Genomic DNA, 17,786 nt, shown 5'->3' on the forward strand with positions numbered 1-17,786 from the left:
AAACAAATTTATGAAAATTTATTTGTCAGGGAATTTCTTTGACTTAATGAAACAGCCATTACGGAAAATGAAAACCACATTTTTGATAGTAATCATGTTTGCTTCCTCGCTGTTTGCAACGAATGCCAAATCACAGGTGGCTAAAGTGAATATTTCATTAAGAAATGTAAGCGTCTTAAAGGTGCTTCAAACAATCGAGAGTCAAACTGATTATTTGTTTGTCTACAATAGAGATGAAGTTGACTTAAACCGTGCGGTCAATGTTGATGCATCGAATCGTACCGTCGATGATGTCCTTTCAGCTGTCTTTACGAATACAGATGTTGCCTATAAAAAATTGGGTACGAGTATTATTCTGATGAAAAATCCAGAACAACAACTACAGGGAGAGCTTAGGGTAACTGGATTGATAACGGATTCATCAGGAGAACCGTTACCCGGCGTAACTGTTGTAGTGAAAGGCACCACTATTGGAATAACGACTGATATTGATGGTAACTACAGCCTAAAAGTACCATCAGCTTCTTCAACTTTGGTTTTTTCTTTCGTGGGAATGATAAGCCAGGAAGTTGTGGTGGGTACTCAACGAACAATTAATCTCACGATGAAAGCTGATGCTATTGGCTTGGAAGAAGTCGTGGCTATTGGTTATGGAACTCAAAAAAAAGCAACGCTGACAGGTGCTGCGTCTTCTGTTAAAACTGCAGATCTGGACGAAATTTCTACACCTGCTTTGTCAAATACCTTAGCTGGACGAGCTTCAGGAATCACAGTTATCAATAACTCTGGGTTTGCAGGAGCCACGTCTTCCATTAAAATTCGGGGTAGTCTTACTGACCCTTTATTTGTTATTGACAATGTTGTAAAAGACAAGTCTGCTTTTGATGCTTTAGATCCTAATGAGGTTGAAGAAATTTCATTTTTGAAAGATGCTGCAGCTGCTTCGATATATGGGATGAAGGCTGCCGATGGAGTCGTTTTAGTAAAAACAAAAGGAGGAAAGCTAGGTAAGAGAGCAGAGTTTACTTATAAGGGGAGCTATTCTTTCCAGGAAACGACATACAATACCAATGACTACACGGCCTTAGATGAGGTTATTTATCGCAACGATTTTGAAAAAACATATGGTCGTGATCCTTATTACACCGATGAAGAAGTAGCTTATATCAGAGATAATAACATCAACTATAACTTGTATGATGTCATTTGGAAGAACCCAACGCAACAACAACATTCAATTAGTGCTAGTGGAGGAAGTGATAAAACAAGCTACTATTTTATGGGGAGCTTTCATAAGTCAGATGGCTCGTACCAAAATACCAATTATCAACGGTTTAATTTCCGATCCAATGTAACAAGCCAGTTAACTGAAAGACTGAAACTGAATGTCAATGTTAGTGGAAATCAACGTGAGATTAATCGTTTCTTTTGGCCCTATGACTATGATAATGGTGAAGGGTTTACGGTTGGCGATTTCTACCGGGCTACGTTCAATGTATCACGCATTTTTCCTTGGTATGTTGCTCCTGACGGAACACCATTAAAAAAACGCACTGAAGATGCGATACCTACAGTGGGATCCAATTGGGGCTTTCATCCTGGTGAAAATATTTTCAGTACAGGGAATCGGAATCTAATTTACCGAACCGCAAATGTTGTTGCCCGCTTGGACTGGGATTTGAGTTCAATTACCCAAGGACTTTCAACCAGTTTTATGGGGAATTATACTGCTGATGATAAAATTCAGAAAGATCTTCGTTTGCATCAAACCTACTATAAGCCAGCATTAGATCCTGATATCAGGACAAAGATTGATGAATCGGTACCTGTAGATCAGTGGCAAGAAAAGGTGCACAACCTAAGTCAGAGTTATGAAAATATTTATCAACGTTCAGGTTTGAGTCACAATTATCAGTTGAACTGGTTTTTAGACTACCAACGTACATTTGGGAAGCATGAAGTAACTGCAATGACCGTGTATGAACAACGGGGGTATTATGGTTATGATATGAATGGAACCGCTTACAAATTATTGTCGCGGGATGTTGATCAAATTTTTGCAACTTCTTCTGACTCAGAAGACCGTACATTTACCGGATGGGAAGGAAACAATGCTTTTGTTTCCTGGATTGGACGGTTCGGCTATAATTATGCAGAAAAGTACATTGCCGAGTTTTCTTTTAGGTACGATGGCAATTATCGTTTCCCGAAGAGCACTCGTTGGGGATTATTCCCATCTGTTTCTGCTGCATGGCGTTTGACTGAAGAGAATTTTCTGAAAGATATTTCTTGGTTGTCAAATTTAAAGCTGAGGGGGTCTTTTGGTACATCTGGGAATGATATTTTTGGAAATAATGCAATTCCAGCATTCATGTATCAAAATAATTATATTCCGGCAAATGGTTTTGTGTTTGGAAACTCAGTGAGTAATGGAATTCGCCCTGGTGCTATTCCAAATCCAGATGTCACTTGGGCTAAAACAAAAAGTTGGAATGCAGGAGTCGATTTCGGTTTTTGGGGCGGTCAACTAACTGGTGAGATTGATTATTTCTATCGGTTTAACTACGACATACTTGGATCGCGTATAAGAACTATTCCTACCACTTGGGGAGGCACTGCTCCTGCTGAGAATTATATCGAAACAGATATTCGGGGAATCGATTTTTCTTTGCAATATCACAACAATATCGGTGAGTTTAAATATGATATTGGCTTTAACATGGGATATGCTAAAGATAAGGTGTTGACAATTGATGAGACTGAAGGATTGCAAGATTGGCGAAGCCAAATTGGAAAACCGAAACATCGGGTTTTTGGATATATTTCAAAAGGAATGATTCGTGATCAAGCTACCTTAGATGCTCTTCCCGAAGGATTTACTCAATTTGGCCGTGAGCCCATGTTGGGAACCTTACTTTTTGAAGATATTCGCGGAGCAAATTATTCAGAAGGGCCTGATGGAAAGATCGATAGTAATGATGCTACTTTCTTGTCAGATAACGGTATTCCGCGAATTAATTACGGCTTTACATTCAATGGAGAATGGAAAGGAATTACAGTTAATGCCTTATTTCAGGGAGTTGGAGCTTATGATCGGATGATCAGAACCCGAAATGGGGATGGAGTATTCCAGGTTGGAGACCGACCTTACTTTGGTTTGTGGAAAGACCATTGGAGTGAAGATAATCAGGATGCAAAATACCCACGCCCAATGGGATGGATGAAACCTGAAGCTGGTGGTGGCGGTTCAACTTTCTGGATGAAAAATGGGGCTTATTTGCGTTTGAAAAACCTCAATGTCGCTTATGATCTTCCAAAACAGTGGCTTCAGCCGATAGGAGTGAAACGTCTGCAGTTTTTTGTTAACGGAACAAACCTGCTTACCTTTTCCGAAGTGAAAGAGATTATGGATCCGGAGCAGGAGACACTTGACTCCTATCCTGTTATGAAAACGTATTCTGCGGGACTTACTTTAACCTTTTAATCTGAACGAACGATGAACACAAGAAAAATAAAAATAGTTAAAACACCGAAAGTTGTTTTTGCGTTGTGCATGCTCATTCTTTTAGGAAGCGCAGGTTGTAATAACATCTTGGATGATGTTGAAAATTTAGGTCAATATCCTCCTGATAAAGTGTGGGGGAGTGAAGTGTTGGCGAATGCTTATTTGACAGATTTATATGCTTCTACTTTACCATCGTGGCCGGTGAACTCGGGAGTTTATGTTGATGAGTGTGGTCCAGGAGTAATTACAACTGATTTTATAACCTCGCAAAATGGAACATTCAAGTATTGGCCTTATTCAACAATACGTCGAATTAATATTCTTTTTCAGGAAATTGAAAATGGAACTCTGGAGGATGACGTCAGAAATACGATAAAAGGGCAGGCTTATTTTTTAAGAGCCTGGCATTATTTCAAAATGGTTTCTTATTATGGGGGAGTCCCAATTATTAAAGAACCGCAAGATCTGGATGTAGATCTTATGGTAGGGCGAAACACAACAGCAGAGTGCTTTGACTTTATTATCGAAGATTTGGATGCTGCCTATCAGCTTCTTCCTTCTCGCTTTAAAAATGAAAACTTTGGACGTATTGATAAAGCAGCTGTTTTAGCGTTTAAAGGACGAGTTTTATTGCATAAAGCAAGTCCTCAGTTTAATCCATCTAATCCGTATGATAACAGTTATTGGCAGGAAGCCTATGCGGCCAATAAAACGGCAAAAGATGAATTGAATAATTGGGGATATAGACTCGCAGATACTTATGATGCCATTTTTAAAGAAGAGCAAAATGATGAGGTGATTATGGCTACTGTTTATGTCAATCCAGGAAAAACAAATGGTCGTCAGGAACATGGTGTGAGGCCCCTTTCTGAATCGAAGAACTCAACAGGATTGGATCAGCCTATTTGGAGTTTTGTTGAAGCTTATCCGATGGTTGATGGCAAAAAGCCAGGAGAATCTGCAAACTATTCATATGATGTTCAAACCTACTGGCAAAACAGAGATCCTCGTTTTTATGCTACCATTGCTTATAATGGGGCATTATTTGAATTAGGAGCGCAAGCGGAACGTCGTCAGTATACAACTTTTGATTTAGTTCCTTCAACGCTGGCTAATGTTGATGATATTTTTGGAGAGAAGCAAACCTTTGGACGAACGGGCTTTTATTGCAGAAAAGGACTAGAGGAAGAGTTGCCGGCAACAGAAGTGGAGACAAACAGCACCGATTGGGTTGAGATCCGTTATGCAGAAGTGTTGTTGAACTTTGCCGAAGCGGCTAACGAAACGAACAAGTCTGATGAAGCCATTGCTGTATTAAAACTCATTCGCAAACGTGCCGGAATTGAAGAAGGTGCAGATGGCATGTATGGCTTGTCTGCAGACATGGCGCGAGAGGAATTGCGTGATGCTATTTTAGCAGAGCGTAGGATTGAGTTTGCTTTTGAAGGGAAACGCTTCGATGACCTAAGACGAACTCGTCGTTGGCATTTGCTTGATGGAACACGGAAATATGGATTGGAAGCATTTGTCAAAGATGAATATGTTGACGCTGAAGGTAACTTGACAAAAACAGACTTGATGCCTGAAGACTTTACTTATACTGTTCGTGAAGTGATTAATAACATTCCGGAAATGGTGGTTCCTGAAAGCTATTATTTTTATCCACTTCGATTGAGCGATTTGGAGAAAAACCCCAACTTGGAGCAAAATGCTGCTTGGGGAGGAACATTCAATCCCGAATTATAAAAAAAACGAATTTGAAATATTGGAAAATGGATTGCCCATTGGGCAATCCGTTTTTTTCAGTAAATGGCTTTTTTTGATTTTTTGTAATTCGATGTGGTGTTTTCGTACTTTGTTCTAAAATAGGGAGTAGGGGGTATCAGAAACCAAAAATTGAAAATCTAACAAATCATTGTGTAGAATATCGACTATCTTAAGGACTTGAACTAATTTTTAACCTAAATAAACATGGAAAAGAACAGAAGAGCCTTTCTAAAAAATACCCTTGCTGCTACGGCAGGAATGGTTATGGTTGGAAATGTAAGAGCCGGACATCAGCCAGCCCCATCAAATCACCAATCTGTTTTTGGATTGAAGTCAAAACCGCTTGATGTAGTCCGCTTGGGGATGATTGGCCTGGGAGGCAGAAATCGCGGTCACCTTGGGCATTACCTGAAAATAGATGGAGTTGAAATAAAAGCAGTCTGCGATATTGACTCGGATTGCACCGATAAATCGGTTAAAATGTGCGTGGATGCAGGCAAACCAGCTCCGGATACATACACCCGCGGAGAGTACGATTACCGCAGACTACTGGAACGCGACGATATTGATGCAGTGGTAATTGGAACTCCATGGCGATGGCATACGCCCATGTGTGTTGATGCCATGATATCCGGCAAACATGCCTTTACTGAAGTCCCGGCTGCTGTTACCCTTGAAGAGTGTTGGCAACTGGTTGATACTGCTGAGAAAACGCAGAAGAACTGCATGATGATGGAAAACGTTTGCTATGGACGTGAGGAACTCATGGTGCTGAATATGGCCCGTTTAGGGGTGTTTGGAAAATTGACCCACGGAGAATGTGCTTACATCCATGATCTGAGGGGGCAGATGAAATCCATTGATAAAAATATTGGTTCATGGCGAACTACCCATCACGAAAAAAGAAACGGAAACCTTTATCCTACACACGGGCTCGGTCCTATTGCCCAATATATGAACGTTAATCGTGGAGATCGATTCGATTACTTGTCATCCATGAGTTCGCCAGCACTTGGGCGTGCTGAATACGCTCGGGAGAATTTTCCTCCTGATCATATCCGAAATCAGCGGAAATACATTTGTGGCGATATGAATACCACGCTAATCAAAACTAAACTTGGACGAAGCATTATGGTACAACACGACACAACAACGCCACGCCCTTATGATCGGATCAATCTGCTGCAGGGAACAAAAGGCGTATTTCGAGGATTTCCCAACCGTGTTGCAGTGGTTGAAGGGGGAACTACCCATAACTGGCAGGATATCGATGCGTGTTTTGAAAAGTATGATCATCCCCTTTGGAAGAAAATGGGAGAACTGGCAATCCAAAGCGGCGGTCATGGCGGAATGGATTTCTTGATGAACTGGCGCATGATCTATTGCTTGCGGAATGGAGAAGCACTTGACCAGGATGTATACGACGCAGCTGCATGGTCGGCGATCGGCCCTTTAAGTGAAGAGTCGGTGGGCAATCGAAGCGATTCAGTAGATGTTCCTGACTTTACTCGCGGAAGGTGGATGTTTAATGAGCCGCTGCCTGTGATTAAATAGCTCATTTGCACAGAATAAAAAACGATAGTTGAAGTTCTGTGCCTGAAGTATAACTCTAAAAAGGATTGCTTTTGAGGTAATCCTTTTTAAGCATTTATTTTTAGACTTAGCAACTTGCAGCAATGTGACTGATCAAGACCAGAAGAGCATTGCAACAAGATGTATTATTTAGCGACCTACTACAATTACTTTTACTAGCAACCTCATGCAGAAATATACGAACCTAAAAATATTCTCTTTATTAATTCTGAGCTTTTTCATTTTGCTTTCATGTGAAAACAATTCCTTGGAGTTGAAAACGGACACATTAACGATAGCCATGGACAGGAATGGAAGAATTGTCGCCTTGAGCGATGAGAACAACCAAAACTACCTGGTTCCGGATTTAGGCTCTGCCCTTTGTCAAATCAGAATTAACGGGCAGGATATTTTGCCTACACAGCTCACTCGAAAGGGAAAATACCTGCTGGTAACCTTTGACGAGCAAAACACAACATTGAAAATAGCTTTCACCCAGAAACATAATTACATCACCTTTGAACTTGAAGAGATTGAATCATCCGAAGAAATTGAAAAAGTGATCTGGGGGCCCTATCATGTAAGCTTGTCCGATAAAATCGGGAAGTCGATAGGGGTGGCTTACAATAACGAATTTGCCATCGGACTTATGGGCTTGAATCTGAAGAGCTGCGGTGGTTTTGAATTGATTCCACGTGAACGTTTTGGAAATACAGCTCAAAGAACAGAACAGGGAGCTGTGCTGCAGGGATTTACCAAAAATCGATCGGTGGAACGATTGGAAAACAGCTGTTTGCAGGAATTAACGCAAACAGTTCCTGTAAATGACTCTGATGCTACCCTCATTGGGTCTAAATTTGCGATTTATGGAGTTCCCGCCGAGCAGCTAAAAGAACTGATTCCGGAAATTGAGCAGGAAGAAGATTTACCATATTTAACCCACCAGGGGGAGTGGTTAAAGAATTCGTTGTACGCCACATCGTCTAAGTTTATTATGAGGTTTAACGCACAAAATATTGATGATTGTATGGAAGTGGCTGAAAACGCTGGAATTACATGCATTTATCACCCCGGGATTTTTGAATCATGGGGAACTTATCCCGTTCGTGAAAAAGATTTTCCAAATGGGTATCAGTCGGTTCTGGAGTGTGCTCAAAAGGCAAAAGCCCGAAACATCACATTGGGGGCGCATACCTTGTCCAATTTTATAACGACAAACGATCCGTTGGTCTCTCCTGTACCTCATTCCGGACTTCAATTGGCCGGGGTAACTTACCTTGAAGAAGCCATTTCCGAAGATGCTACCGAAATAATGCTTGCCGATATCCAGATGGCGCCAGCTTATGAGAAAGATAAGCTGGATATTTCTCCCGAAGAATTGAGAGCCAATGAAAATAAAAATCGAGAAGCTTTTGCTGTCAAAATTGATGATGAGATCATTGAATACTCTGCGGTAACTAAAAATGGTCGTTTGGTTTTAACCGGTTGCAAACGCGGTGCTTTTGGTACGCAAAAAAGCAATCATAATGCAGGAGCCAAAACTGGCAGATTGGTTTCGCATTACTACAAAGTGTTTTTTGCTGATATCAACTTACAGGATCAGGTGGCTAAAAACCTGGCAAACTTTTTTAATAAGACCAAGTTAGAGCGCCTCAGTTTTGATGGTATTGAGGGAGCCATGGCAACCGGGCATGGAAGATATTCATGCGACCGTTTCATAAAGTTTTTTTTCGATAATCTCGAAAACAAAAACATAATTGCCAACTCGTCGGATGTGATGCACTACAGCTGGCATTATTTTGCAAATGAGAGCTGGGGTGAACCTTGGTGGGCAAAGAATTTCAGGGAGTCGCAGCTCGATCATCGCCTAAAGGTGCAAAAAGAATTAGCCGAAGACCTGATGCCTCGAAAAATGGGGCAATTTAGAATTGATTCAAAAACCACCTTAAAAGATATTCAGTGGGTGATGGGGCTGTGTGCGGGGTACGATGCCGGTGTCGATTTTTACATTAGCCCTAAAAGCATTCATGAAAACCCGGAAGGAAATGAGATTTTAAGCGAGATTAAGAGATGGGAAAAAGTACGTTGGGACCAAACGTTGACGGACGAACAGAAGGAAAAGCTTAGAGATCCCTTTAGCTTTTATCAACTTAACGATTCGGGAGCTCAAGCCCAATTGGTTTTTGTTGAATCCTGGGCTCCTGAAACTGGTAAAATTCAAGGAGACAACGATCGAAATACCTTGCCGGAATCCATTTTGAAAAGAGAATCAGGAACGGTTATCTCTTTGGATTATGAGCATGTAAATATGCAAAAAGAGCCGGGGCAGCCAACGTTTGCCGAATGGGAATTTTTCTGTGCCGGAGAAAAACAAAAATTACAGTTTGTAATAAGGCTTCCCAAGGAAAGTAACGAAAAAGTAAGCGGATTGTATTTGAAAAAAGGAGTAGTGCAATGTGAGATCCCTTTCGTCCTGACCCCTGGAGAGTATGTCGTGGCGCAGGCTGATGGAAAAGTCAAGCATTATTCAGCAGAAGGAAAACTTCTGGCGACAAAGCCAATTACCGAACTCCTTGTCGAGAAAGGAAAGAATACAATTCTGTTTGATTATAAGGGTAAAGGCCGTGAGGCTGGGCCTCAGGTGATTGTAAATTTCAAAATAAAAAAATGACATTTCCAGATAAGAGAGCGAATCGGTTGTATCCGTTCTTGTTAAAAGGATGATGGAGATTAAGAAAATGGATATAAATGAAATTTTTAAAGAATCAATGCAGTCTTTTAGGTTTTCGTGCCGGAATTAAGGTAAGCTTTACAGCCCTACTTATTTTGTCATTTAGTTTTACTGGTTGTATCCAGAAATCGAAAAGCAAACAGGCAAATAACGAATGGCATATTTTTATTTTGATGGGACAGTCGAATATGGCAGGTTATGGGGAGCTTTTGCCCGAAGATACCATTCCTGTAGATGGCATTTTTCATATTCCAACAGTTTGTGAGGGAGAATATGTTTGGAAAAACTCTGCCCATCCTTTGCACAACAGGCTAAAATCTGATCGATTTGGCTTGGGGCTACCTTTTGCTAAAGCGTATTTGGAAAAACATCTCGGGGTGAATGTTGCTTTAATCCCGGTCGCATGGGGAGGTGCCGGAATTGATCGGTTGAAGAAAGGGACTGATATCTATAATGATGCATTTGCCAAAGCTAAATTCGCGCAAAAGAAAGGGAAAATTAAAGGTATTTTATGGCACCAAGGTGAATCAGATACAGTTACGGAAGAGCTGGCTGAAGGCTATGAAGGAAAGCTACACCAGCTAATCGCTGATCTACGTACAGATCTGAATACTCCAGCTCTTCCCTTTATTGTTGGGAATTTAGCCGAATTTTATGGTACAAATGAGGAACACAATGCTCCCGCACGAGTGAATCGGATTAACCAGGTGAAATCTGTATTACGTAGTTTGCCGGGAAAAGTGGAAAACACCGGTTTTGTAGAAAGTACCGGCTGTACATCTATTGACCATCACAACGTTCATTTTGATCGTAATTCGTACATCCTTCTAGGAAATAGGTATGAGGAAAAATATGAGGAAATTGTTCACAAATAATACCTTTGGAAATCTCAATCAAAAAACAGCTAAAATGACAATCCAAGAACTAGGGTATTTGTGTTTTCTTACCTTGCTGGTTCCGCTATTTTCAAAAGCTCAGGAACCTGTTCCAATTCCAACTCAAGCACAGCTAGAATGGCAAGATTCCGAATTGGCTGCCTTGATTTGCTGGGATATGCATGTGTTTGATGGCGAGTTTTATGTGCAAAAAGAAGTGCGTATTACTCCGGTGAAGGACTACAATGCATTTAATCCTCAGCAATATAATATGGACCAATGGATTAAGTCGTTGAAAGACGCCGGGTTTAAAATGGCCATTTTTACGGTGAGCCACGAAACCGGGTTCTTTTTTTACCAAAGTGATGCAACTCCCTATTGTATGAAAGCATTGAAATGGCAGGACGGGAAAGGCGATATTCTGCGTGATTTTAAGGAAGCCTGTGAACGGCACGGTATGCTTCCTGGCGTGTATATCGGAACGCGATGGAATGCATTCTACGGAATCCACGATTTTAAAGTGCAGGGTGAAGGGCGTTTTGCTGAAAACCGTCAGCAACACTACAACCAGATGATTGAGAAAATTGTAGTAGAAGTTTTTACCCGTTATGGTGACTGGGCCATGGTCTGGTTCGATGGTGGTGCTCATGGCCCTGAACAGGGAGGTCCTGATGTACTTTCTGTTTTCGAGAAATATCAGCCTAACGGCCTGTTTTACCACAACCTGCAACGTGCCGATATGCGCTGGGGCGGGAGTGAAACAGGGACTGTTCCATACCCTTGTTGGGGAACTTTTCCATATCTATCAACTGGGGCTGGAGAATCAGCCAGGAAAGAGATTGGAGCTAATAATTTTCAGTTGCTAAAAACCGGTGATCCGGACGGGAAATATTATATGCCAGCCATGAGCGATGCCCCTTTCCGAGGAAATGGTGGACATGACTGGTTTTGGGAGCCGAATCGAGAACAGATCATTTATCCCCTCGATAAGTTGATTAATATGTACTACAATTCGGTGGGGCACAACACCACCCTTATTCTTGGTGTAACGCCAAATGCCGACGGAATAATGCCTGCACCAGACGTAAAACGCTTGAAAGAATTTGGCGATGAAATTAGATGCCGTTTTTCCAATCCAATAGCGACGATTTCAGGTAGTGGTGAGAAATTAGACTTGACGTTTTCTAAAAAGCAAAAGGTGAACCAGGTCGTGTTGATGGAAGACATTTCAAAAGGCGAGTGGGTAAGAAGATTTGTTTTGGAAGGGAAAACATCCAAAGGGTGGCAGCAGCTATTCGAAGGTTCATGCATCGGACACAAATTTATTCATCGGTTCGATGCTATGGAGATTTTCGCAATGAGGTTAAAAATTCTGGAATCAAAAGGGGCTGCACAGATCAAAGACTTTTCAGTGTATTTTATAGATAAGGATGAACAAAACTAACAAGAGGTATGCAATTGAAAAATCGTTTTATAAAAGTAGCAATCACCATGTTGTCGTTTGCTCTTCTTTCTTTTATAAGTGAAAGTGGAGAGAGAACGAAAATCAAAGTGGCCTGTGTGGGAGACAGTATTACGGTTGGAGCTCGTTTGGAGAACCCTGAAAAAGATTCATATCCTTCGCAACTTCAGCTGCTTTTAGGTGAAAGCTATCAGGTCGAGAATTTCGGAGTTGGAGGAAGTACCCTGATTCGTAAAGGATACCCCACAGTATGGAGCCAGCTGGCTAAAATAAAACAGTCCAAACCGGATATTGTCATAATCAGTTTGGGGACAAACGATACCTGTGGAATGGGAACTTGTGGCGATCGAAAATGCTGGGAATATAAGGATGATTTTCCCGGAGATTACCGAGACCTGATCGATTCGATAAGTCACTTTTCTTCAAAACCAAAAATATGGATCTGTGCTCCTTCGCCCATGGTCCTTGAAACGCCGGGGCTTAGTGAGGAGCGGATGAATGGTTTGACAGAACGAAAACCCCGATTGCAGGAGCTAATCGATGTAATAAAGAAACTGGCAGAAGAAAAAGAACTTGGTTTTATCGACTTGAATACTCCGTTGAAGGATAAACCGAGCTTATTCACCGAGAAAGATGGCGTTCATCCCAATCAGGCAGGCTACAAAGCGATTGCCGAATTGGTGAACAGGGAGCTTATGAAAGTATTGAAGTAGAAGTTATATAATTCCAGAAAATAAGTTAATGAATAGTGCGTATCTAGTCTTTCTACTGCTTGTAGTTTCAGCTCTGACAACCGCAAAGATTGTTCTTTTATCAGTAGAACAAACAAGGGGAATGGCAATGAGTTGAAAATTGTCCGGCGTGTTTGAAAAAATAAATAATCATAAACGAATGAAATTTACTACTTATTTACTACTAGTTCTTGTATTGATCACGACGATGGGGTGCAATACAAATTCTGAGTTTACAATCGACAATAATTTTTTGTCGCGCACACTCAGTGTCGAAGGGGGATCACTTCACACCTTAAAATTGAAAAATAAAGTATCCGGAAAAGAGTTGATTCCACAAAACAAAACCGAATTTCAAATCCGGATTTCAGCGGGAACGGATAAGGAAGGGACCGATGTAATCCTTACTTCTGCTGATTTCATGATGAAAGAAGTTTTAACACAAACACCCGAAAAACTGGTATTCTTGTTAAAAAATGAAGAGCACGACATGGAAGTTGAGGTGGTTTATGAAATTCAGCCCGATGCTTTTTATATGAATAAGTCTCTCAATATCCGATCGGGTAAGGAAACAACACTTGAGAGAATTGATGTTGAAACAATAAAGCTTGATGATATCTACCAGCCCTACCAAATGAAACAGATTACGGCCTGGGGACCATCCAAGTGGCGTCCGGGATTAGGGCAACCATTGTACACAAAAGAATCAGCAACTTTTTGGGGAACCGAGTTTCCTGCTTCCTATAACTATGTGGAAAACAAGACTGCTTTTTGCGGTTACCTGTGGGGAAAAGAGCTTCAGCCTGGACAGACCTACTCTTCATATCGGTCGGTGTTTGGTGTTGGTGATGATGCTAATTTGATACAAGACACTTTTTTTGAATACATTGATAACATTCGAGTTCGCCCGCTTCGTTTGCAGGTGCAGTACAACAGCTGGTTCGATTTTGGCCCCCGGGTGGATAAAGAACAATTTGAGCAGAGTGTAAATAAAGTCAGTGAGGAATTGAATACCAAACGGGGTGTTCCTCCATTTAAAGCTTTTGTAATTGACGATGGCTGGCAGAATGTTAAAACAGACTGGAGCGACAAAGTCTGGAAAGTGAATGCAAAATTTGATACCGATTTCGCTACAAGTATTGAAAATGTTGAGCAAGCTGGTTCTTCTTTAGGCTTATGGTTAAGCCCTGGTTGTAACTTTGGTGCGCGTCCTGCTGTTCCCTTGATGCGTGAAAAAGGCATGGAAGCATTGGAGCAGTACATGTCGCTGGCAGGACCAAAATATATGCAGTTGTTGGAAGACCGGATGGTGGAACTAACAAGGCAAGGAGTAACGTATTTCAAACTCGACGGATTGTTTGGTCATCTTAATCGTCGTGAGTTTGATTTCAATGGGGACGATTATGGTGTGCCAACGATGTCGCAACTCGACACCAAAGGGTTTAGTCCGGCAGATGAACGCTTAAACGACCCAAAATACGATGAGCTAAAAACCTATTACTTGGTTGCCGGTACTGAGCGACTGATGCAGATTTTTCAAAAACAGCATGAAGTGAATCCGAATGTTTATATTGTAATTTCAAACGGAGCTTACTTAAGTCCGTGGTGGCTGCAATACATCGATGCCGTATGGATGATTAATGCCGGTGATGCAGCAGGAGGAAGTAATCGGACACAAGAATTGGTTTATCGTGATGGTGTTTATTACGATACCTGGGTGAAAGAAAAAACACAATTTCCGATAAATTCTGTTTTTAACCACGAACCCAAGAAAACCAAAACAGGAGAGAGCAAAGAACAATTTAGCGAGTACCTATGGATGAATCTTTCTCGTGGAACAGGCTTTGTTGAGCTGTACATCAAAACAGAAAAGCTGTCAGAAGCCGATTGGGATGTTTTGGCAGATGGATTAAAATGGGCACATAAAGTTTTTCCATATTTCAAAAATGCCAGAATGCATGGTGGAAATCCTAAAAAGATGGAAGTATACGGTTATACGGGGTGGAATGAAAACGGTGGATATGCCTCATTTCATAATCCTTCTGAAACTGAAGTACAAACCTATACGTTTACTTTGGATAGAGCTTTTGGGGTGAATAAGAGTTTGGATAAACTTACCGTTTCTTCACCTCTATCCAATGTGGCGGAATTTGTAGGAAAATCGTTTTTAAAAGACGAAATCGTTGAGATTACTCTGAAACCAAGAGAAGTAAAGGTGCTTGAATTTGAAAAATAGAATCAGGATAGCTTTTCTGATCGTGTTGTGAAACTTAGACTACTACTTAATTAAAAAATCATGCGACATTCAATTTTAAAAAAACTAATGTATAGCGCATTGGGCATTGTTTTATTTTGCTCAACAGGTGCCGCACAACAAGTATTGAAACTATCTGACCTGGATATTTCACTAGCGCAGCAAACCTATGGAGCACCGGTGAAAAATAAGTCAGTAAGTGGAGAGCAACTCTCAGTTGCCGGAGAGGCATTTCGTGAGGGAATTGGTGTTCATTCTCACTCGGTTATCAAAGTAAAGATGAACAATGGCCGCCGCTTTACGGCTAAAGTTGGTGTGAATGATTCGGAAATAAATTACGAGGCAGCAACGATTCAGACCATTCCGTTAGCAGATGGAAAACGGGTTTATTACCAGGTAACCGATGAGCAAAAGCAATTTGCAGGAATTGAAGGGCAGGATGGAAAACCTGATGCGGGAACTGTGGTGTTTAAGCTCCTTCATAACGGGAAAGAGATTTTCAACAGTGGCATCATGCGTCAGGGAGATGCTCCCCAAACGATTGACGAGAAAGTGCGCGGAGGAGTTTTGGAACTGGTGGTTGAAGATGGCGGAGATGGCGAAAGTGGAGACCATGCTGTGTGGCTTAATCCGCAATTTGAATACTTCGAAATTGCTCCGACAATTGCCGCTCCTGATTTTGCGATTAAGGTAAAGCAGGATGAAACGATCAAAAAAAAGTTGGATGCTTTAATCTCAGCGTTGCCGGAAATTGAACAGCCCCTGACTCAACCGGACTATGATTGGCTGATTGACAATTCAAAAGCCAAAGCCGAGGTTTACCGGAGCAATGAAAACAAAGACCTGGTGCTAAGCAATGGGCTGGTGGCCCGGGTATTTCGGGTTTCACCCAACTTGGCAACCATTGACTACATCAACCAAATGACCGGCGAAAGTTTGTTGCGTGCTGTTTCCAACGAGGGAACGCTGACCATCGATGGGAAAACCTATACCATTGGCGGTTTGAGCCAGCAACCAGAATACGCTTATACCCTAATGCGCTGGGTTGATCAATTAGCAGCACTACCCAACGCCTTTCAGGTGCAAAAGTTTGAAGTGAAAGAATTGGATGACCGGATGGCATGGAAGCAAATTCGCTGGGCAGCTAACACGGAGATGCCAAGCGGGAAACAGTTGGTATTTACCCTGACGAAAAATGCTATTGTTGTAAAAGTTCATTTTGTGCTTTACGATGGAATTCCAACCATCAGCAAGTGGGTGGAAGTGATCAACGAGGGCGATCTGTTGGTGCAGGTCAACCAGTTTAAGCTGGAGCAGTTGGCGATGGTTGAAGGGGAGAGCCTTGTGGGAACTCCTGCAGAATGGATTAAACCCAATATTCATATTGAAACCGATTACGCATTTGGAGGCATGCAGCAACGCAACTCAGATGTGACCACTTACTGGGAACCCGATTCTCGTTATACTTCACAGGCCAACTATCCCTTGCAAACCCCTTGCTTGTTGGAGGTAAAACCGCCATTGGGGCCGGAAACTGCTATTCGTCCCGGAGAGTCGCTGCGTACCTTTCGGGTATGGGAAACACCGATGGATAGTTACGATAAAGAAAGAAGAGGGTTGTTCGTCCGCAAGATGTATCGGACAATCTCGCCTTGGACTACTGAAAACCCAATTTTCCTGCACCTGACCAATTCCAAGGAAGAGGTGGTGAAGCAAGCCATTGATCAATGTGCTGAGGTTGGTTACGAAATGGTGATTCTGAGTTTTGGAAGTGGTGTAAACATGGAAGATGAATCGGACGAAAACTACGCATATTTCAAAAAGCTGGTGGACTATGCCAACTCCAAAGGCATTGAGCTGGGAGGCTATAGCCTGCTTTCGAGCCGCTGGATTAGCGATGAGGTTGATGTTATTAACCCGAAAACCGGAAAACGTGGTGGAATGATTTTTGGCTCTTCGCCTTGCCTGAGCAGCGAATGGGGTTACAACTACTTCCGGAAAATCAGGAAGTTTTATGAGAAAACCGGCATGAGTGTCTTTGAAAATGATGGTTCTTACCCCGGAAATGTATGTGCTTCAACAAGCCATGCGCATCACAATGGATTGGGCGACTCGCAATGGAAACAGTATGCCCAAATTCAGGGCTTGTATAAATGGATGCGTGGTGAAGGGATTTACATGAATATTCCTGATTTCTATGTCAACTCAGGCTCCAATAAAACCGGGATTGGTTACCGGGAAGTAAACTGGTCGTTGCCACGTGAACGGCAGTTGGTACTTGGGCGCCAGAATATTTACGATGGTTTGTGGGATCGGATTCCAAGCATGTGTTGGACGTTTACTCCGCTGACTCAGTATCACGGAGGGGGTGCAGCTGCTACCATTGAGCCTTTGAAACATCACCTGGATGCTTACGAAAATCAGATGATGCAGAATTATGGCTCCGGCGTACAATCCTGTTATCGCGGGCCACGGCTTTACGATGCTCCTGAAACCAAAGAGCTTGTTGTTCGGGTAATTGACTGGTATAAAAAGTACCGTAACATTCTAAACAGCGATCTGGTGCATCTGCGTCGCCCATCTGGAAAAGACTGGGATGGATTTCTGCATGTTAATCCTGAATTGAAAGAAAAAGGGCTGGCGATGTTTTTCAACCCAACCAATGAAGATCTAGTACGGGAAATCACACTGCCGCTTTATTATACCGGATTAACCCAAACGGCAACGATTCGCGAGCAGGAAGGAAAAGCAAAGAACTATAAGCTGAGTCGGGAATATGAAGTGAAACTCAGCATCCACATTCCAGCGAATTCCTACAATTGGGTAGTGATTGAGTAGGTCTCATGCTTATTAGGAAAGAAAGAAAACGGAATAAATGTGGAGGCTCCT

The 17,786-nt window shown here is 42.0% G+C and carries 9 protein-coding genes; all 9 read left to right on the forward strand.

The features are described from left to right. Positions 1-67 precede the first annotated feature (67 nt). The 9 genes from BM156_RS08025 (at position 68) to BM156_RS08065 (ending at position 17,735) form a co-directional block, all read left to right on the forward strand. Positions 68-3,484 (forward strand): TonB-dependent receptor, encoded by a 3,417-nt coding sequence (locus tag BM156_RS08025; protein ID WP_170846894.1) that lies wholly within the window; start codon positions 68-70, stop codon positions 3,482-3,484. A gap of 12 nt (positions 3,485-3,496) precedes the next feature. Then, a complete protein-coding gene (locus BM156_RS08030; RefSeq protein WP_093919308.1) occupies positions 3,497-5,251 on the forward strand; it encodes a RagB/SusD family nutrient uptake outer membrane protein in 1,755 nt (584 codons plus the stop codon). 225 nt (positions 5,252-5,476) lie between these two features. Beyond that, entirely contained in the window at positions 5,477-6,826 is a 1,350-nt protein-coding gene (locus BM156_RS08035; protein WP_093919309.1) for a Gfo/Idh/MocA family protein, read from the forward strand. A gap of 205 nt (positions 6,827-7,031) precedes the next feature. After that, positions 7,032-9,515, forward strand: coding sequence for a hypothetical protein (locus tag BM156_RS08040; RefSeq protein WP_139218234.1), 2,484 nt, complete (start codon positions 7,032-7,034; stop codon positions 9,513-9,515). Between the two features lie 77 nt (positions 9,516-9,592). Next, on the forward strand, positions 9,593-10,450 hold the full coding sequence (locus BM156_RS08045) for a sialate O-acetylesterase (RefSeq protein ID WP_093919311.1): 858 nt from the start codon (positions 9,593-9,595) through the stop codon (positions 10,448-10,450). Between the two features lie 34 nt (positions 10,451-10,484). Further along, positions 10,485-11,894, forward strand: coding sequence for an alpha-L-fucosidase (locus tag BM156_RS08050; protein ID WP_093919437.1), 1,410 nt, complete (start codon positions 10,485-10,487; stop codon positions 11,892-11,894). An 8-nt stretch (positions 11,895-11,902) separates the two neighbouring features. Further along, complete coding sequence (locus tag BM156_RS08055; protein ID WP_093919312.1) at positions 11,903-12,625, forward strand: DUF459 domain-containing protein; 723 nt, start codon at positions 11,903-11,905, stop codon at positions 12,623-12,625. Between the two features lie 178 nt (positions 12,626-12,803). Then, the gene (locus tag BM156_RS08060; protein WP_139218235.1) at positions 12,804-14,879 is read left to right on the forward strand and encodes an alpha-galactosidase; all 2,076 of its coding nucleotides are present in this window, start codon (positions 12,804-12,806) and stop codon (positions 14,877-14,879) included. 60 nt (positions 14,880-14,939) lie between these two features. Further along, complete coding sequence (locus tag BM156_RS08065; protein ID WP_093919314.1) at positions 14,940-17,735, forward strand: NPCBM/NEW2 domain-containing protein; 2,796 nt, start codon at positions 14,940-14,942, stop codon at positions 17,733-17,735. Positions 17,736-17,786: the final 51 nt, after the last annotated feature.

The organism is Sunxiuqinia elliptica (assembly GCF_900113005.1).
Lineage (GTDB): Bacteria > Bacteroidota > Bacteroidia > Bacteroidales > Prolixibacteraceae > Sunxiuqinia > Sunxiuqinia elliptica.